A 17294-nucleotide genomic window follows, 5' to 3' on the forward strand; every position below is an offset into this window, starting at 1 on the left:
TATCCTTCATTATTTGCACTATTGTTACAAATCCTTAATCTTTGTTTAATAAAGCACCATTACTATGGTGCTATCATTGGTTGCCGATTTACTCTTAAACGGCGAATCCCCCATTTTATTTAATTTGAGGTAATGAAGTGGCGAGAAATATAGCTCTAAGCAACAAAACGAAGCAATTAATGGCTAAATTAGCCAACATGCAATCTCTCCCCCCAATATTAGTTGCGGCAGAGCAGAAAAGTATTATTGAGCAAGCGGATCTGGTGGCTTTCCTAAAGGCAAGGCCTCAAGGCGATAAGAAAAATGAATTTCTGCTTGAGTCATTATCTGCTTCACTATTAAAAGATTTACATGACACCTTATTAGACAAGAAAGAGCAACATAAAAAGAAAGTAATTAATTGGTCTAACAAGTTAAAATATTGGTTGTTAGCGATAGCTGGAATCATTTTTTTGGTTGCGAAGGTTTTGATGGTATTACCGCAATGCTGGAAGTGTTTACACTCACGCCAGCAGCCATTTTGGCTACGGGCGCAGTCTTTTCATTGCTTGCAATTACTGTATTTTGTGCCTTTGATTTGGTTGAAATTGCGAAAAATTTAGGAATAAAAATAAAAACGCGCCGCAATTGCTGGATATTTATTTAAAGGAAGTCAAATTAATTACTAAGATTCGAGAGCACGTTCTTAATGAGCTCCTCACGCAAGAAGATATGTCTGTAAAAGTGTTACAGGAAAATCTTGATCTTGTGAAAATGTTACAGGCAAAACAGAGTGACTTGGACACAGCGCGCCTTACGATGCAAAACTTAGGTAGCCGTCCGGCTCTACAAGCGGCAAAATCAGTCACAGCGGCTATAGCAGGCATTATCTTTTTAGCGGTGGTTTTTTGCTGGTCAAACGGTCGCTTTAAAAATAGCCGAATTATGCTTCACTGCGGTTGCTTCTAGTTTTCCACCTATTATTTTCATGAGTCTCTTAGCAGGTGTCGCGGCTTTTGGTGTTTATTGGTATGTCGAACGTCTAGGCATCGAAAACCTTATTGCGAGTTATGTTGGCTTGGATCAAGAAAAATTGATGTATTCTGCGGGGAAAAAGTCGTAGCTAAAGAAAAGGAAAATTTGCGACTCTTAGAATGCGGCCTTAAAAAGAGCTTCGTGCTATAGAAAAACCGAAAGACCTACCGAAAGTAGTCAGAGATAAAGATTTAATAGAGTCTATCTCCCAGATGAGAATATTACCTGTTGCTAATGAGGCTATAGAATTGAGTGGTAATCGTTATGGTTTTCATGCTGCTTCGAGACTAAAAAATCAGCCTCAGAGGGCAATTTGCTTGGTATTATTCCTACACTGGTGCCATCATCATCTCAAAGGGTGACTCTATAACGCGCGTTTAATTCTGTATTCACATGTAGAGTATGGATCAAAATACTTAAAATCGACTTCACAAAGGGGATAGTAATTTTGCGTTGTGCGATTAGGGAGGCCTCATCCAACTGATTAAGGATGGCATGTAAATCATGCATGTTACGTGCACAACGATTAAGCAGAAACTGTCCAACACTGATTGGTAGTTTAAAACCGCGTTTACTTGCATGTTGCTGTAATGTTTTGATTTTTAAATCATCTTCTAACTCATTCAGTTGCACAACCAAACTCCAGGCAAGGCGAGAGCGAAGATCCGGCAAATGGATGAGTGAAGAAGCTGGTGGGTGTTGAGTCGTGATCAGCAGAATAGTTTTTCCATTATCACGCACTTTATTGTAGAGATGGAACAGGGCTTCTTCCCAGGCTTTGTCGTTAGCTATCACTTCGATATCATCGATAGCAATCAAATCTTGCTCTGCTATCCCTTCAATACTCGCTGGTCCCCATTCTTTAAGAATTTTCAAAGGCAGATAAATGGTTGCTGCTGCATGAATACTCATTGCCTGGCAACAGGCTTGTAGCAAATGTGATTTACCGCAACCATGATTCCCCCAAATAGTGAATAAGCGTTCGCCTTTCCCTTGTAGAGCCATTGTTAATTGTTGTTGCAATAATGTATTAGATCCCCAACAAAAATCGGCTAAAGTTGCTTCATCATTCAGTTGAATTGCCAAGGCAAGTTGTCGATTCATTTGGCAAGATGATTGATTGAGCATGCTCTTCTGCCCCAGGTAAAAACATAATCAATATAAGTGGCAGCCGTGGTTAGTGCTGTGAGTGCAATGAGTGCGTTGATTAAATAAGGTGCAAAAGCAAAAAAGCCAATTCAAAGAGACAGGAAATGACCAGTGCTATCTGGAGTGTTGTGTTAATTTTGCTTAATAAGGTTGGTTCAAAATCCAGTTTACGCTGAATGAACCAATACCAAGCCATAACACCGATAGAGATGGTTAAATCACGAAGAAAACCAAAATAACCAGCCACCAAGGTAATTCCCCGATGAGAGCGAGTGAAATAAAACTCGATGCAATGAGCAATTTGTCTGCCAAGGGATCGATGAATGAACCAAAAAACTTTGCCAGTGAAAATGTCTGGCCAACCAACCATCAATGCCGTCGGTTAGACCGGCTAGCAGAAATGCGTAAAAAGCATTTACATATTCCTGTTGGTAAAGAAACATCAAAAATGGCACTATTAATACCAAGCGAAATAAGGTAAGTGCATTCGGTATATGTTTTAGTATCATGGGTAAAACGGTAAATTTAACATGCCTTCATCCGTCCCGACAGCAGCAGTCTATCTTAAAGTTACGCCAACGCGCCTTGGCGCTTGTGACGGTATTTTGTTGTAAAGTGTATACAATAGTCTCGCGACTGTCACGCTGTTGCCGTTTATTTACGAAACTGGGTGCCAAGGTTTTGGGTTATACAGGTTGTTAGCTGACCGGATTTTGCTAAATCATGACCGGTGAAATTTAATTATTTCGTCAAAAAACAGTTAGTTATAAAATTCATACAAGGGATTAGTAATGGATTGAGGCAGACGGCTGCTACGATTATTTAGAAGCATAGTCAATCGGCAGTGGTAGTGCCAGGGTTCTGCTAGTAAGCGGTGGCTTTGCTGCTTGAAAATGCCTGGTTCAACTGTAGGGGCGAGTGTCTTTAAAGTGGTTTGCAGTTCACTATAAATTACTCCCCAAAGCTTTTCTGTCCTAAGAGAAAAATAACGATGGAGTAGTCCCAGCCAATAAGCCAGATTATTTTGCAAATTACCTTCAATAAATTGTTGGCAGAGTACTGCTAAATTATCGGTTGTTATTGCCGAATCAGGATGAAAAACAGGTTTGACCACGTGTTGATAACAGGGATTGATGCAAACAAGGGCGTTTGTCTGTTCCCGCATAACTAGTGCTTCTGGTTTATTGTCAGTAAATATTACAAGTGTATTTTGTTGATGCGATTCGAGAGCAATACCGTAATGAAATAATAAATGTAATTGGCCCGTTAAAACCTGGCGACAGTACAAGCTAAAATAATCAATAGGGTTTAAACCGCTACTATTAATAATCTCGATCAGTAGAGGAAGATTACTGAGGGGAGATTGCGCAAAAAGAGCCGCCAGTGGAACCATTTTTTGCCACGGCCGCAGAAAATTGTCCGGGTTTTTACGCAGGGTTAAAACAAATTGTTTATCTTGTGTCGTAGAAAAGGGTTCCTTCTGGATGCTTAATCCTGCCAGTTCTTCAGCAAGGAAAAGACTTTGTTGATAATGCTGATTCTGATGTAGTAACTGGCTAAGCCATACAGAAAAAGAGAAGTTGTCAGTTGTTGAAGTTGATAATAATGTCGGATCGGTGCGTGCTGTAGAAGCAAATTCTATATGGCAAGCGTTATCTCTTAGTGGCATCATTGTTCGAAAAGACATGGATGGTTTTACCAATTGATGATGAGGTATTAAAATCAATGCCTTCTTGTCAATTAATGAAGAAAAGGTGTTTTGTATTTGATTGCGCCATTGCCAGGGATGCATCGGAATAGGGTAGTAGTCCGCGATATCAACCTGTTTAAAACGCAGTTTTTCTTGCCACAGGTTATATTCTTTGGGGAATTGATTGGCTAGAAATTCAGAGTAGTTGATTTGATTGGTGGTGAGCTGGATTTGTTGTTTGCGTAGAGCACACCAATGCAGGCTGATTTGCGCATTAAATTCTGGTGAGTATTGTAATACTTCACGACGGCTGAATCCCATTTTGGCGCGAAAATGAGGATGGTAGGGATGGCCGAGGCAGCCCCACTGTTCAAGCAGTTGTACTGCGTCTTGGCGATGGTGTTCGGCTCCTAACCACATCCAGAAACTGGTGTAATCCTTCGCCTGTCGCTTTAATTCTGCTTGCCAGCGTTGGTGATAAGCTTGCGCCATTGCCTCATTGGCAATTGATTCATCAAGGTTGTCTCGTAAACGCTGCCAGTGAAAAAAGGCAGAAGCTGGTTGATTGGTTTTAAGTTTTGCCTGTAATTGGTCGAGAAAATCATGCACATGGTGGCTGACGATGGGTTCTACTACAAGACCCTCCTTTATGACTGCCTGCTGTAGACGCTGCAAGCATTGGCGATGAGCAAAAGAGATAAAATGCTCAATAGCGCGTTGTGGTAAACCAATTCCTACTTCAAAAAGGAGAAAACGTAATTGGTGACTTAATTCATGAAAATTACTGTGCGCTAAAGCCATTCTTCACTCCAAACTAGACTATAGAATTCAATATAAATGATAATCATTCTCATTTGCAAGCGAGATGACAAAATAAGATGGGTGTGTAAACAAGTGATTGATGAAGGACGCGCCATAAGATGTAACAAAAAAGAGGTTTGTATTTAAAGGAAGTAGATATAGAGGTAAGAAATGCATTGTAAAACTGGATTAACGCAGATAAAGTTTAAGAAATCCCCACAACGTTTTTCACAGCTACTTTCCGTACCTTGTGAGAGATGCAAGTCCTACGTAAGGAAGCGAAGTTAGGACCAGTTCGTGTTGTCTGGAGCTCGAAGCTAGAGCCCTCTCATAAAGCGGGATAATTCTGGGGACAAGAAAATTTTTTACACCCGTCTACCACGCCGCTTCATCTGGTTATGATAACCTGAGTCGGAGCTATTCTTCATTTTGGCGATAAATAATTGCTATGTTGCCAATTAATTGTACTAAATCAGCATGCAACTGCATGCAAAGTTCAGCCGCCATTTTTTGTCGCTCTTCTTTTTCAGCACCAGCGATTTTAATTTTGATGAGTTCATGTGCCAGCAACGCTATATTGGTTTCTTCAACGACTGCAGGTGTAAGTCCCTTAGCGCCTAAAAGGACCACTGGCTTTAAATGATGGGCCTTTGCCTTTAAAGATTGTTTGAATGCAGTGTCCATAATGGCCATCCTGATTATTAAAACGACAAATTATTGCACATTTTGCTGGGAAAAGGTAGCAAATTTCAGTATCATGCACTAATTCTTTGAATGATGTAATTGTTATGCCTCGTTCCAAAAGTAGTAAACGCTGGTTGCAAGAACATTTTGATGATGTTTACGTCAAAAAGGCCCAGGCTGAAGGGTACCGTAGCCGTGCTGTATACAAATTAAAAGAAGTCGATGAGAAGGAGCGATTGTTGCGCCCCGGTATGACAGTTGTTGATTTAGGCGCAGCGCCGGGTGGTTGGACACAGTATGTGACTGAAAAATTAGATGGACATGGTACCATTATTGCATTGGATCTATTGTCGATGGATGCTTTGCCTGGCGTGAATTTTATTCAGGGCGATTTTCGTGAGGATGCCGTCTTGCAACAGTTGATGGATTTAGTACCAGAGCGTGGGGTGGACTTGCTTTTATCAGATATGGCCCCAAATATGAGTGGTTCGGCAGCCGTAGACATACCCTGTGCCATGTATTTGGCAGAACTTGCTTTCGATTTTGGCAATAAAATGTTAAAACCAGGAGGTACATTGCTCATGAAAATATTTCACGGAACAGGATTTGACGAGCTCGTAAAACAAGCTCGCGGGCAATTTGACAAAGTGGTCATTCGTAAACCTGCGGCTTCTCGTGCCCGTTCACGAGAAACCTATTTGCTGGCGAAGGGCTATAATTTATAGTAACTTTATCGTTCTAACGTCGTAGAAATACGACACAATCGAGGTTAATGCTTTGAACGACATGGTAAAAAATTTATTTTTGTGGTTGATTATAGCAATTGTGCTGGTCTCCGTATTCAGTAATTTTGGCCCCCGCCATACTTCCGCCGAGAAACTCTCCTATAGTCAGTTTTTAAGAGAAGTCGAGCAAGGCACGGTTAATTCCGTCACCATTGAGGATAATAAAATTATCAAAGGGGTGAACAAAAATAATCATCGTTTTGTGACATATATGCCTATGCAAGATGATGCCTTGCTGGGTGAATTGCTAAAATCAAAGGTTGATGTTAGCGGTCAGGAAAAGCAACAAGAAAGTTTCTTGCTTCATTTATTTATCAACTGGTTCCCGATGCTTCTCTTAATTGGCGTTTGGATTTTCTTTATGCGCCAAATGCAAGGTGGCGGTGGGCGTGGTGCAATGTCTTTTGGTCGTTCACGTGCCCGCCTGTTGGGTGAAGATCAGGTTAAAGTTACTTTTGCTGATGTAGCTGGTGTTGATGAAGCTAAAGAAGAAGTGAAAGAACTTGTCGATTTTCTACGTGATCCGAGTAAATTTCAGAATCTTGGTGGCCGTATCCCGCGTGGAGTTTTATTGGTCGGTCCTCCAGGAACAGGTAAGACTTTGTTGGCGAAAGCCGTTGCTGGCGAAGCAAAAGTTCCTTTTTTCACTATTTCTGGTTCGGACTTCGTCGAAATGTTTGTGGGTGTCGGGGCTTCCCGTGTTCGCGATATGTTTGAGCAGGCAAAAAACATGCACCTTGCATTATTTTTATCGACGAAATTGATGCGGTAGGTAGGCATCGTGGTGCAGGACTTGGTGGGGGGCACGATGAACGTGAACAAACCTTAAACCAATTGCTGGTAGAAATGGATGGTTTTGAAGGCAATGAGGGTGTGATTGTCGTATCAGCGACTAATAGACCTGATGTTCTCGACCCTGCTCTTTTGCGTCCTGGTCGTTTTGATCGCCAAGTTGTTGTTCCTTTACCGGATATTCGTGGACGTGAGCAGATCTTGAAAGTGCATTTACAAAAAGTACCCATCGATAAGCAAGTTGAAATAATGCCTATCGCTAGAGGCACGCCAGGCTTTTCGGGTGCAGATTTAGCGAATTTGGTAAATGAAGCAGCGTTATTTGCTGCGCGTGCTAATAAGCGCAAAGTAGGCATGATTGAGCTTGATAAAGCGAAAGATAAAATCATGATGGGTGCTGAACGGCGTTCGATGGTAATGGATGAGAACGAGAAAAAATTAACAGCCTACCATGAAGCTGGTCACGCTATTGTGGGCTTGTTGGTTCCTGAACATGATCCTGTCTATAAGGTAACCATTATTCCTCGTGGTCGTGCACTTGGAGTGACTATGTTTCTGCCTGAGCAGGATCGTTATAGTCATAGTAAACGGCGTTTGGAAAGCCAATTATCCAGTTTGTTTGGTGGTCGTATTGCGGAAGAAATTATTTTTGGCGTTGAAAACGTAACGACAGGTGCATCAAACGACATTATGCGTGCGACTGAAATTGCTCGTAAGATGGTTACAACCTGGGGGTTGTCAACGCTCGGTCCGCTGACCTTTGGTGAAGAGGAAGGTGAAGTATTTCTCGGTAGAAGTGTTAGTCAGCATAAAGAAATTTCTGACAGCACAGCACAACAGATCGACGAAGAAGTCAGGCAGATTGTAGATAGGAATTATCAACGGGCTAAAGAAATTCTTAATATGAATCTGGATAAGTTGCATTTGATGGCTGATGGTTTGATTAAATATGAAACTATTGATGCGAAGCAAATACAGGAAATTATGTCAGGGCGTGAGCCTTCCCCGCCAGATGATTGGGAAGCAACCAAGGCTACTCAGAAGGATAAAAAGGGCGAAGATCCTACATCAAAGCCGGTAAATGGCAAACCGGTTGACCATCCTGCTGGGGAACACTAAACCTAATCTTAATCATTATAATCATCAAGCTGCTGGTAAAGGGCTTGGTGAATTTTTTTGAGAAATATATAGAGTGAATAGAGAACAGTTTGAGCAATGGTGTGAGCTTCACTCATCTACGACGGAAGGGCTGCGAAAACCTTTGATTATGGGGGTATTGAATATTACCCCTGATTCTTTTTCAGATGGTGGACAGTATTATAATGCGCCGCAAAAAGCGGTTGCGCACGCAAAACAAATGATTGCAGAAGGTGCCGATATTATTGATATCGGAGGGGAATCTTCAAGACCTGGTGCCTTGCCTGTTGATAGTGCCGAGGAATTGGCAAGAGTAATTCCCTTAATCAAAGCGTTGCGAGCGGAAAGTGACGTGTGCATCTCTATCGATACGACGAAAGCGGAAGTCATGGCAAGTGCAGTTACTGCTGGTGCTTCCATGATTAACGATATCAGTGCGTTAGCAGGTAATGACTCTTTGGACGTGGTGTCTACTTTAGGCATTCCAGTATGTTTGATGCATATGCAGGGTAAGCCTGAAAGTATGCAAAATAGTCCTCATTATAGTAAGGATGTTGTGGATGAGGTGAACTTGTTTTTTCAACAACGAGTAGAGTGTTGTCTTGCTGCTGGAATCAAAAGTAAACACCTTATTCTTGATCCTGGCTTTGGTTTTGGAAAGTCACCTGAGCATAATCTACGCATGGTTAAACGTCTTGCTGCCTTTAAGCAACATAACCTGCCCTTGATGCTTGGTGCATCACGCAAAAGTACACTTGGCTATCTAACGGGAAAGCCAGTTAATGAACGGTTGGCCAGCGGATTAACAATTGCTCTTTTTGCCATGTTGCAAGGGGTTGGAATTATTAGAACTCACGATGTTGCTGAAACATATCAGGCCTTAGTAACAATGCACGCTATTCATCAGGCTGATAAAGAATAACGAATGAGGAAATACGGATGAATCAACGAAAATATTTTGGTACGGACGGGATTCGAGGACAAGTTGGTTTATCCAATGTTAACCCAGAATTTATGTTGAAGCTTGGATGGGCCGTAGGGCGGGTCCTTGCTAATGGGCAGCGTAAAAAAGTCATTATTGGAAAAGATACGCGTATCTCAGGCTATATGCTTGAATCAGCACTGGAGGCTGGCCTTTCGGCGGCAGGTGTTGATGTTAGCTTACTAGGACCAATGCCAACGCCAGCGATTGCCTATCTTACTCAAACCTTGCGCGCTAATGCAGGAATAGTAATAAGTGCTTCACATAACCTTTTTGAAGATAACGGTATTAAATTCTTTTCTGCCGATGGTAGTAAATTACCGGATGAGGTGGAATTGGCAATTGAAGCTGAAATGGAAAAACCTTTACAAACAGTTGCTTCAGCGAAATTAGGGAAGGCTATGCGTATTAATGATGCGCCTGGTCGTTATATTGAATTTTGTAAATCGACTATCCCTTCACTGACCCGTTTGTCGGGTCTTAAAATAGTGGTGGATTGTGCTAATGGCGCGACTTATCACATTGCTCCTAATGTATTCAGCGAGCTCGGAGCGGAAGTAATTACTATTGGTGATAAACCGGATGGTTTTAATATCAATCAGAAATGTGGTTCAACAGAGCCAGAGGCCTTAAAACGGCATGTTTTAGCCAAAGGCGCAGATCTTGGTATTGCTTTAGATGGCGATGGCGATCGGCTGATCATGATTGATGCTGCCGGTAATATAATTGATGGAGATCAGGTTATTTATATTATTGCTAAAGATCGGTTTCAAAGAGGATTGTTGCAAGGTGGCGTCGTCGGGACCCTAATGAGTAATTATGGTTTGGAGAAGGCAATTACAGCGATGGGCATACCCTTTTTGCGCACGAAAGTCGGCGATCGTTATGTGCTAGAAACCCTCAAGAAACAAGAATGGAAAATTGGTGGCGAATCCTCAGGGCATATTGTTTGCCTCGATAAAACAACCACTGGGGATGGTATAATTGCTGCCTTACAGGTATTGGCTTGTATGGTAAAACAAGGAAAGAGCCTGCAACAATTGGTAGAGGGTATCCAATTACTTCCACAATCATTGGTCAATATTAAACCGAAAGAGCAGCATCACTGGCCGAAAACCCACGAGTGTTAGAAATGGTTGCTGCCTTAAGCAATCAATTGCAAGGTGAAGGGCGTGTTTTATTACGTCCTTCAGGAACTGAGCCCTTATTACGCGTCATGGTTGAAGGTGTTGATAGCCACCAAGTTAAATCGCAAGCCGAGCAGTTAAGCGCTGAAATAATTCATATTGAGCAGAAGATCGTTGAATCACCGCATTAATAGAGGCTTGCCACACCTTTACGTCATCTTGAGCTCAGAAGATGGTGGAGAGAACAGGCGTCAATCAATCTGATTTAGCACCGCTTTTCGAGCAGATGACTTTAATCAGATTTGGATGGCAGGTGATTTGGAATAAAGTAAGAAATGAGTACTGTTTAATAAAAAAATCTAACGCTAGGATTTCAAAGTACTTTGTTGTATATTCCGCACGGTGATTTGGGGGGCAAATGAGGAAAAAAATTGTAGCCGGTAATTGGAAAATGAATGGTCGATACGATCAGGTAAAACTTCTATTGCAACAATTACTGACCCTTACTCAGGGAGAGGCGTTAGAAGCTCAATGTGTTGTTATGCCGCCAGCTATTTACCTGCCATTGGTGAAAGAATATCTGCAGGGTAGCGATATAAGCTGGGGTGCTCAGAATGTTTACCCTAAAGATGCCGGAGCATTTACCGGAGAATTATCCGGTCCTATGCTTGCTGATTATGCCTGCCAATATGTGTTAGTGGGGCATTCAGAGCGTAGACGCTTATTTAATGAAGATGAAAAATTTGTTGCAGATAAATTCCACCATGTAAAAGAACATGGTATGATACCGGTTCTTTGTGTGGGCGAAACTATTGCAGAGCGTGAGCAAGGTCTTACCCAAGAGGTTCTTGCCAGGCAATTACTTGCAGTGACAAGTGTTGGTAAGCAATGTTTTAGTGGGTGTGTTGTTGCTTATGAGCCGGTATGGGCAATAGGAACTGGAAAAACGGCTTCGCCCGAGCAGGTGCAAGAAGTGCATTCTGCAATCAGGACTTTGGTTGCTGAATTTGATACTGATGATGCGAAGAATTTAGCCATTGTTTACGGTGGCAGTGTTAATGAAAAGAACGCACATTCGCTGTTTGCAATGCCGGATGTTGATGGTGGTTTAGTTGGTGGAGCATCCCTTAATGCTCAACAGTTTGTGGATATCTTGAAATGTATCAATTAATTTTAATGGTTCATGTGCTGGTCGCTTTGGTCTTAATCGGCTTGGTTTTGATCCAGCATGGTAAAGGTGCCGATATCGGTGCCGCATTTGGTTCCGGAGCGTCTAACACTGTGTTCGGTAGCCAGGGTACAGGTACTTTCCTGTTCAAATTAACCGGTGGTTTAGCCCTGACTTTCTTTGTCACTAGTTTGTCGTTGTCTTATATAGTGTCAACGCAGTATAAAAAATCGGAACAACAAGTCATCCCTCATCAAACCAGTGTGCCGGAAAATAAAATTCCAGTACCGGTTGATAGCAGTAAGAGCGGAAAATAATAACTAACATGCCGAAGTGGTGGAATTGGTAGACACGCCGTCTTGAGGGGGCGGTGGCGTAAGCCGTGCCGGTTCGAGTCCGGCCTTCGGCACCATTAATCCGAGCAACGTGAAATGATGCTATCACAATACGTACCTGTACTTATTTTTATTATAATCGGGCTTGTTATAGGCCTTGCAATGCTGACCGCGGGGTCTTTGCTTGGAAAGCATAATCCTGACTCTGCTAAAAATGCGCCTTATGAGTGTGGATTTGGTGCTTTCGAAAGTTCGCATTTACCCTTTGATGTAAGATTCTATCTAATTGCTATACTATTTATCATATTCGACTTAGAGACGGCTTTTTTCTTTCCTTGGGCCTTGGTTTTGCGCAAGATTGGATGGTTTGGTTTTTCTGCGATGATGATCTTTCTTGGCCTGTTGGTGATTGGCTTCATCTATGAATGGAAACGGGGCGCTCTTGAATGGGAGTAGACGTTTTCGCTTTGTAGAAAAGCAAACATCACGTTATTATTGTTAACTCAGAATATTTAGAGGCTTGCTATGGCGGTTGCAGAATTGCAAAAAACTGGCTTTGTCACAACCTCGGTGGATAAACTGCTTGGTTGGGCACGTAGCGGTTCAATGTGGCCTATGACTTTCGGTCTTGCCTGTTGTGCTGTAGAAATGATGCATGTCGGGGCTGCCCGTTATGATTTGGATCGTTTTGGTATCATTTTTAGACCTAGTCCACGGCAATCAGATGTCATGATTGTGGCCGGAACTTTATGCAATAAAATGGCACCCGCTCTACGCAAAGTATATGATCAGATGCCAGAGCCTCGATGGGTTATTTCTATGGGCTCTTGCGCCAATGGCGGCGGTTATTATCATTATTCCTATTCAGTGGTGAGAGGCTGTGACCGCATTGTTCCAGTTGATGTGTATGTACCGGGTTGCCCGCCAACTGCCGAGGCGCTTCTCTATGGCATTATTCAGCTCCAGAACAAAATCAGGCGCAAACAGATAATTGAGGCTTGAGACCAGCACAGGTGCATATCAGATGACAAAATTAACCGATTTGGCTGAAATATTAACTTCAGAATTGAATGGCTTGTTTTCCTCGATTAGTGTAGCTAACAATGAAATTACTCTTGAGTGTGAGGTTAGCAAGCTTAAGGCGACCTTACAGCAACTGTGTATTCATGAATTATTTTTGTTTGATCAACTCATTGATTTGTGCGCTGTAGACTATCTGTTATACGGCGAATACGATTGGGAGACAGAGTCAGCAACAGAGAGTGGTTTTTCGCGCGGCGTTGAGCGACAGGAAGCGAAAGCTTATGCGCTAACCAAGCCTCGTTTTGCAGTTGTTTATCATTTGTTATCTACTAAAAAGAACCATCGAGTGCGCGTCAAAGCATTTGTTGAGGAGTCCCATTTAGTTGTTCCTTCTGTACATGATATTTGGAAGGGGGCAAATTGGTTTGAGCGAGAGGCTTATGATTTATATGGGATTTTATTTGAAAATCACCCTGACCTAAGACGAATTCTTACTGACTATGGATTTATTGGTCACCCCTTCCGTAAAGATTTCCCACTTAGTGGTCACGTAGAAATGCGTTATGATGCGCAGCTGCAAAAAGTAATTTACGAACCAGTCGATATCGAACCAAGAGTTTTGGTACCTAAGGTAATACGAAACGACAATCGCTATCTTGATAAAAACGGAGCGAGCAATGATTGAATTAAAGAATTACACGCTCAATTTTGGTCCACAACATCCGGCAGCTCACGGCGTATTGCGCCTCGTTCTTGAGTTGGAAGGTGAAACCATTACTCGCGCCGACCCTCATATTGGATTACTGCATCGTGCTACCGAAAAATTGGTAGAAACCAAGCCTTACATACAAAGTATAGGTTACATGGATAGGCTTGATTATGTTTCCATGATGTGTAATGAACACGCCTATGTTCTTGCTCTGGAAAAATTACTGGGTATAGATATTCCTCTGCGAGCAAAGTACATTCGTACTATGTTTGACGAGGTTACTCGTATACTAAATCATCTGCTTTGGTTAGGGGCTATTGCCTTAGATATCGGCGCAATGACTGTATTTCTCTATTGCTTCCGTGAGCGCGAAGATTTATTCGACTGCTACGAGGCCGTTTCTGGTGCTCGCATGCATGCTACTTATTACCGCCCCGGCGGTGTAGCCCGTGATTTACCAAATACGATGCCAAAGTATAAACCTTCGCGCTGGCATAATGAGCGTGAAGTTGAAAAAATGAATGTTCACCGAGAAGGTAGTTTATTGGATTTCCTGTGGGCTTTTACTGAACGTTTCCCAAAATGTGTCGATGAGTACGAAACCTTACTCACTGATAACCGTATTTGGAAACAGCGTACAGTTGATATTGGTGTCGTTTCACCGGAAGAGGCATTACAATGGGGATTTACTGGACCCATGCTTCGCGGTTCAGGCATTGCTTGGGATTTGCGTAAAAAGCAACCTTATGCCGCTTATGATCAAGTGGATTTTGATATACCGGTTGGTAAAACAGGTGATTGCTATGACCGCTACCTTGTACGCGTAGAAGAATTACGGCAATCGAATAATATTATCAGGCAGTGCATTGAATGGTTGCGTGATAATCCTGGTCCGGTAAAAAATTGATGATCACAAGATTACGCCACCAACGCGCGAAAAAATGAAGCATGATATGGAGGCATTGATTCACCATTTTAAACTTTTCACCGAAGGGTTTTGTTTGCCACAAGGGGAAGTCTACAGCGCGGTTGAGGCTCCCAAAGGTGAATTTGGTATTTATTTGGTGTCAGATGGTGCTAACAAGCCCTATCGTATGAAAATTCGTGCGCCTGGGTTTGCTCACTTATCTAGCTTTGATGCAATGGTGAAAGGGCATATGCTTGCTGATGGTGTTGCGATTCTGGCAAGTCAAGACATTGTATTTGGTGAGATTGACCGATAGATTAAATGAGCTTGGTCTCATTATTAACACGTATTAAAGGTTAGAAAGAATGTCTGAGAATTCAGCTAAATTACTTCGTCAATTTGTTTCATCTGTGGGTATGGATGAAATTGATCATTGGATCGCCAAGTATCCTGCAGACCAAAGGCAATCTGCTGTGATGCGCGCATTGATGGTTGTACAAGAGGAACATGGGTCGTTAACCCCTGAGCTCATGGATGCAGTAGCAGATTATTTGGAGATGCCTGCTATTGCAGTTTATGAGGTGGCAAGTTTTTATACAATGTATGAGCTTAAACCTACAGGACGGCATTTGGTAAATGTCTGCACTAATATTTCATGCAAACTTTGTGGTTCAGCAAAGATTGTGGAGCATTTGCAGAAAAAACTAGGGATTAAGTTGGGTGAAACTACTGCCGATGGTCGATACACGTTACGGTCAGTTGAATGCCTTGGTGCTTGTGTAAATGCACCAATGATGCAGGTAGATAAAGATTATCACGAGAATCTGACCACTGATAAAATTGATAAAGTCTTGGAACAATACCAATGAATGATAGAGGTGGTTGTCATGGTTGAACAAAATCAAGTCTGTTACCGTACTTTCCATTTGCAAGAACCATGGACTTTGGCTGCCTATCAAAGTATTGGCGGTTATAGTGCATGGCGGCGTATTCTGAAAGAACAGACGCCGCCGCAACAGATTATCGATGAATTGAAAACATCTGCTTTACGCGGCCGTGGGGGGGCAGGATTTCCCACCGGCTTGAAGTGGAGTTTTATGAATCGTAATGCGCAAATCCAGAAATACGTGGTATGTAATTCTGATGAAGGAGAGCCAGGTACATGTAAGGATCGCGAGATTTTAAGCCGCAACCCGCATCAATTGATCGAAGGGATGGCCATTGCAGGCTATGTGATGGGTGCTACCATAGGCTACAATTATATTCGTGGTGAATTCTGGGAGCCCTTCCTAAAAACTGAATCTGCATTGAAAGAGGCTTATGCCGCAGGGTTGTTAGGCAAAAATATTTTAGGTTCAGGCGTTGATTTTGATCTTTATAACCATCTGGGTGCGGGCGCTTATATTTGTGGTGAAGAAACTGCGTTGCTGAATTCTCTAGAAGGTAAAAAAGGGCAGCCGCGATTTAAACCCCCTTTCCCAGCCAACTATGGCCTTTATGGTAAACCCACAACGATTAATAATACGGAAACATTTGCCTCCGTTCCAGTCATTATGGAAAAAGGTGGCGAGTGGTTTCTCCAGCTAGGTAAGCCCAATAACGGGGGAACGAAGTGTTTCAGCGTGAGTGGCCACGTTAACAACCCAGCCAATTTTGAGATACCTTTAGGTACTCCGTTTAAAACCTTATTGGAATTGGCAGGCGGTGTTAGGGAAGGGAGAAAAATTAAGGCAGTCATTCCTGGCGGAACATCGATGCGAGTACTACCTGGTGATGTCATGATGAATTTAGATATGGATTATGACAGCATTCAAAAAGCGGGTTCAGGCCTGGGTTCCGGAGCAGTAATCATAATGGATGAGACCACTTGCATGGTTGATGCGCTTTATCGGATTTCTGAATTCTATATGGACGAATCCTGTGGACAATGTACACCCTGTCGAGAAGGTACAGGCTGGCTGGTTCGTCTCATTCATCGAATCAAAGAAGGACATGGTGAACCAGGTGATATCGAAAAATTGGTAAACGTTGCTGATAAAATTGAAGGTCGTACTATCTGTGCACTTGGCGAAGCTGCTGCATGGCCGGTACAGAGTTTCGTAAAACATTTTTATCATGAATTTGATTATTTCATTAAGCATAAACGCTCGGTCGTCGCAGCATAATTGAAGAAGGTTTAGACAATGGCCACCATTGAAATTGACGGTAAAACATTTGAAGTCGAAAACGGTAAAATGATCATCGAGGTTGCTGATGAGGCGGGGATCTATATCCCACGTTTCTGCTACCATAAGAAATTGTCCGTAGCAGCTAACTGTCGTATGTGCCTAGTTCAAGTTGAAAACGGACGCAAGCCTGTACCAGCTTGTGCGACGCCGATTACTAACGGCATGAAAGTGTTTACAAAATCAGAAGAAGCCATTCGTTCGCAAGAAGCAGTCATGGAATTTTTGTTAATCAACCACCCCTTGGATTGTCCTATCTGCGATCAAGGTGGCGAGTGTGAATTACAAGATATCTCTATGGGATTTGGTTACGATGCTTCCGAGTATGAAGAAACCAAACGTTCTGTCACCGACGATGATCTGGGCGCATTGATAGCTACCGAAATGACTCGTTGTATTCATTGTACTCGCTGTGTGCGTTTTGGGGATGAAGTGGCTGGAGTACCCGAATTAGGTACGACAGGCCGCGGTGAAAAAATGCAGATTAGTACTTACATTCAGCACAGCCTGGTTTCAGAGGTGTCTGGCAACGTGATTGATCTGTGTCCGGTGGGTGCACTGACGTCCAAACCATACCGCTTTACTGCCAGAGCTTGGGAAATGACTCAGCATGATAGTTTGGCTCCCCATGATTGTTTGGGTTCAAATGTCTATTTGCATATTCGCCGTGAAGAGTTGATGCGCGCAGTACCTAAAGAAAACGAAGCAATTAATGAAACCTGGCTGTCTGACAGAGACAGATTTAGCTACTTAGGCTTGACCAGTG

The 17294-nt window shown here is 42.6% G+C and carries 18 protein-coding genes, 1 tRNA gene and 4 pseudogenes; 17 read left to right on the plus strand and 6 right to left on the minus strand.

The features are described from left to right. Positions 1–137: 137 nt before the first annotated feature. Genes BN58_RS28080 through BN58_RS35765 form a run of 3 tightly spaced genes read left to right on the plus strand, consistent with a single transcriptional unit; the run spans position 138 to position 1102 of the window. The gene (locus BN58_RS28080) at positions 138–602 is read left to right on the plus strand and encodes a hypothetical protein (protein ID WP_026069261.1); all 465 of its coding nucleotides are present in this window, start codon (positions 138–140) and stop codon (positions 600–602) included. A 25-nt stretch (positions 603–627) separates the two neighbouring features. Next, positions 628–948: a hypothetical protein gene (locus tag BN58_RS28085; RefSeq protein ID WP_019215894.1), complete on the plus strand. Its 321-nt coding sequence runs from the start codon at positions 628–630 to the stop codon at positions 946–948. 19 nt (positions 949–967) lie between these two features. After that, entirely contained in the window at positions 968–1102 is a 135-nt protein-coding gene (locus BN58_RS35765; protein WP_019215895.1) for a hypothetical protein, read from the plus strand. A 263-nt stretch (positions 1103–1365) separates the two neighbouring features. Here BN58_RS35765 and hda read toward each other — a convergent pair whose 3' ends face one another. The 6 genes and pseudogenes from hda to BN58_RS04935 all read right to left on the minus strand — a co-directional run bounded on the left by hda (position 1366) and on the right by BN58_RS04935 (position 5338). Beyond that, positions 1366–2118 (minus strand): DnaA regulatory inactivator Hda, encoded by a 753-nt coding sequence (hda, locus tag BN58_RS22250; RefSeq protein ID WP_051131838.1) that lies wholly within the window; start codon positions 2116–2118, stop codon positions 1366–1368. A 103-nt stretch (positions 2119–2221) separates the two neighbouring features. Beyond that, positions 2222–2413, minus strand: coding sequence for a hypothetical protein (locus tag BN58_RS32880; RefSeq protein WP_232220355.1), 192 nt, complete (start codon positions 2411–2413; stop codon positions 2222–2224). Beyond that, on the minus strand, positions 2377–2529 hold the full coding sequence (locus BN58_RS32885) for a CDP-alcohol phosphatidyltransferase family protein (protein WP_332247930.1): 153 nt from the start codon (positions 2527–2529) through the stop codon (positions 2377–2379). Before BN58_RS32885 ends, BN58_RS32880 begins: the two co-directional genes overlap by 37 nt. A gap of 29 nt (positions 2530–2558) precedes the next feature. Then, positions 2559–2672 (minus strand): annotated as a pseudogene (locus BN58_RS36825) (CDP-alcohol phosphatidyltransferase family protein); the annotation flags it as partial. 251 nt (positions 2673–2923) lie between these two features. After that, positions 2924–4654 (minus strand): IucA/IucC family protein, encoded by a 1731-nt coding sequence (locus BN58_RS04930; protein ID WP_019215897.1) that lies wholly within the window; start codon positions 4652–4654, stop codon positions 2924–2926. A gap of 417 nt (positions 4655–5071) precedes the next feature. Next, on the minus strand, positions 5072–5338 hold the full coding sequence (locus BN58_RS04935; RefSeq protein WP_026069263.1) for a YhbY family RNA-binding protein: 267 nt from the start codon (positions 5336–5338) through the stop codon (positions 5072–5074). A 104-nt stretch (positions 5339–5442) separates the two neighbouring features. Between BN58_RS04935 and rlmE the strand changes: the two genes are divergently transcribed. The 14 genes and pseudogenes from rlmE to BN58_RS05005 form a co-directional block, all read left to right on the plus strand. Continuing rightward, complete coding sequence (gene rlmE / locus BN58_RS04940) at positions 5443–6063, plus strand: 23S rRNA (uridine(2552)-2'-O)-methyltransferase RlmE (protein WP_026069264.1); 621 nt, start codon at positions 5443–5445, stop codon at positions 6061–6063. A gap of 61 nt (positions 6064–6124) precedes the next feature. Further along, positions 6125–8034: pseudogene (gene ftsH, locus BN58_RS22260) on the plus strand (ATP-dependent zinc metalloprotease FtsH). 73 nt (positions 8035–8107) lie between these two features. Further along, on the plus strand, positions 8108–8974 hold the full coding sequence (gene folP, locus BN58_RS04950; protein WP_019215901.1) for a dihydropteroate synthase: 867 nt from the start codon (positions 8108–8110) through the stop codon (positions 8972–8974). 17 nt (positions 8975–8991) lie between these two features. Further along, positions 8992–10352: pseudogene (glmM, locus tag BN58_RS22265) on the plus strand (phosphoglucosamine mutase). A 227-nt stretch (positions 10353–10579) separates the two neighbouring features. After that, positions 10580–11332, plus strand: coding sequence for a triose-phosphate isomerase (gene tpiA / locus BN58_RS04960; RefSeq protein WP_019215902.1), 753 nt, complete (start codon positions 10580–10582; stop codon positions 11330–11332). Further along, positions 11320–11646, plus strand: coding sequence for a preprotein translocase subunit SecG (gene secG / locus BN58_RS04965; RefSeq protein WP_019215903.1), 327 nt, complete (start codon positions 11320–11322; stop codon positions 11644–11646). The genes tpiA and secG overlap by 13 nt, the downstream gene beginning before the upstream one ends. Positions 11647–11656: 10 nt before the next feature. Then, positions 11657–11741, plus strand: a tRNA-Leu gene (locus BN58_RS04970). A 22-nt stretch (positions 11742–11763) separates the two neighbouring features. Continuing rightward, positions 11764–12120 (plus strand): NADH-quinone oxidoreductase subunit A, encoded by a 357-nt coding sequence (locus BN58_RS04975; protein ID WP_026069265.1) that lies wholly within the window; start codon positions 11764–11766, stop codon positions 12118–12120. A 69-nt stretch (positions 12121–12189) separates the two neighbouring features. After that, positions 12190–12666: a NuoB/complex I 20 kDa subunit family protein gene (locus BN58_RS04980; protein WP_019215905.1), complete on the plus strand. Its 477-nt coding sequence runs from the start codon at positions 12190–12192 to the stop codon at positions 12664–12666. Between the two features lie 22 nt (positions 12667–12688). Then, positions 12689–13372, plus strand: coding sequence for an NADH-quinone oxidoreductase subunit C (locus tag BN58_RS04985; protein ID WP_026069266.1), 684 nt, complete (start codon positions 12689–12691; stop codon positions 13370–13372). Further along, positions 13365–14619: pseudogene (locus BN58_RS22270) on the plus strand (NADH-quinone oxidoreductase subunit D). Before BN58_RS04985 ends, BN58_RS22270 begins: the two are co-directional and overlap by 8 nt. A 49-nt stretch (positions 14620–14668) precedes the next feature. Further along, positions 14669–15172, plus strand: coding sequence for an NADH-quinone oxidoreductase subunit NuoE (gene nuoE / locus BN58_RS04995; RefSeq protein WP_019215907.1), 504 nt, complete (start codon positions 14669–14671; stop codon positions 15170–15172). An 18-nt stretch (positions 15173–15190) separates the two neighbouring features. Continuing rightward, the gene (gene nuoF / locus BN58_RS05000; protein WP_026069267.1) at positions 15191–16468 is read left to right on the plus strand and encodes an NADH-quinone oxidoreductase subunit NuoF; all 1278 of its coding nucleotides are present in this window, start codon (positions 15191–15193) and stop codon (positions 16466–16468) included. Between the two features lie 18 nt (positions 16469–16486). Then, positions 16487–17294, plus strand: an 808-nt coding sequence (locus BN58_RS05005) for a 2Fe-2S iron-sulfur cluster-binding protein (RefSeq protein ID WP_019215909.1), incomplete at its 3' end; no start/stop codon positions are given.

This window comes from Legionella tunisiensis (genome assembly GCF_000308315.1).
Lineage (GTDB): Bacteria > Pseudomonadota > Gammaproteobacteria > Legionellales > Legionellaceae > Tatlockia > Tatlockia tunisiensis.

Excerpts from the sequence above, each read along its gene's own strand:
- BN58_RS04975 (WP_026069265.1), top strand. The coding sequence starts at position 11,764 with ATGCTATCACAATACGTACCTGTACTTATTTTTATTATAATCGGGCTT.
- BN58_RS04930 (WP_019215897.1), bottom strand. The coding sequence starts at position 4,654 with ATGGCTTTAGCGCACAGTAATTTTCATGAATTAAGTCACCAATTACGT.
- BN58_RS04935 (WP_026069263.1), bottom strand. The coding sequence starts at position 5,338 with ATGGACACTGCATTCAAACAATCTTTAAAGGCAAAGGCCCATCATTTA.
- BN58_RS04980 (WP_019215905.1), top strand. The coding sequence starts at position 12,190 with ATGGCGGTTGCAGAATTGCAAAAAACTGGCTTTGTCACAACCTCGGTG.
- nuoE (WP_019215907.1), top strand. The coding sequence starts at position 14,669 with ATGTCTGAGAATTCAGCTAAATTACTTCGTCAATTTGTTTCATCTGTG.
- BN58_RS35765 (WP_019215895.1), top strand. The coding sequence starts at position 968 with ATGAGTCTCTTAGCAGGTGTCGCGGCTTTTGGTGTTTATTGGTATGTC.
- secG (WP_019215903.1), top strand. The coding sequence starts at position 11,320 with ATGTATCAATTAATTTTAATGGTTCATGTGCTGGTCGCTTTGGTCTTA.
- hda (WP_051131838.1), bottom strand. The coding sequence starts at position 2,118 with ATGAATCGACAACTTGCCTTGGCAATTCAACTGAATGATGAAGCAACT.
- BN58_RS04985 (WP_026069266.1), top strand. The coding sequence starts at position 12,689 with ATGACAAAATTAACCGATTTGGCTGAAATATTAACTTCAGAATTGAAT.
- rlmE (WP_026069264.1), top strand. The coding sequence starts at position 5,443 with ATGCCTCGTTCCAAAAGTAGTAAACGCTGGTTGCAAGAACATTTTGAT.
- tpiA (WP_019215902.1), top strand. The coding sequence starts at position 10,580 with ATGAGGAAAAAAATTGTAGCCGGTAATTGGAAAATGAATGGTCGATAC.
- nuoF (WP_026069267.1), top strand. The coding sequence starts at position 15,191 with ATGGTTGAACAAAATCAAGTCTGTTACCGTACTTTCCATTTGCAAGAA.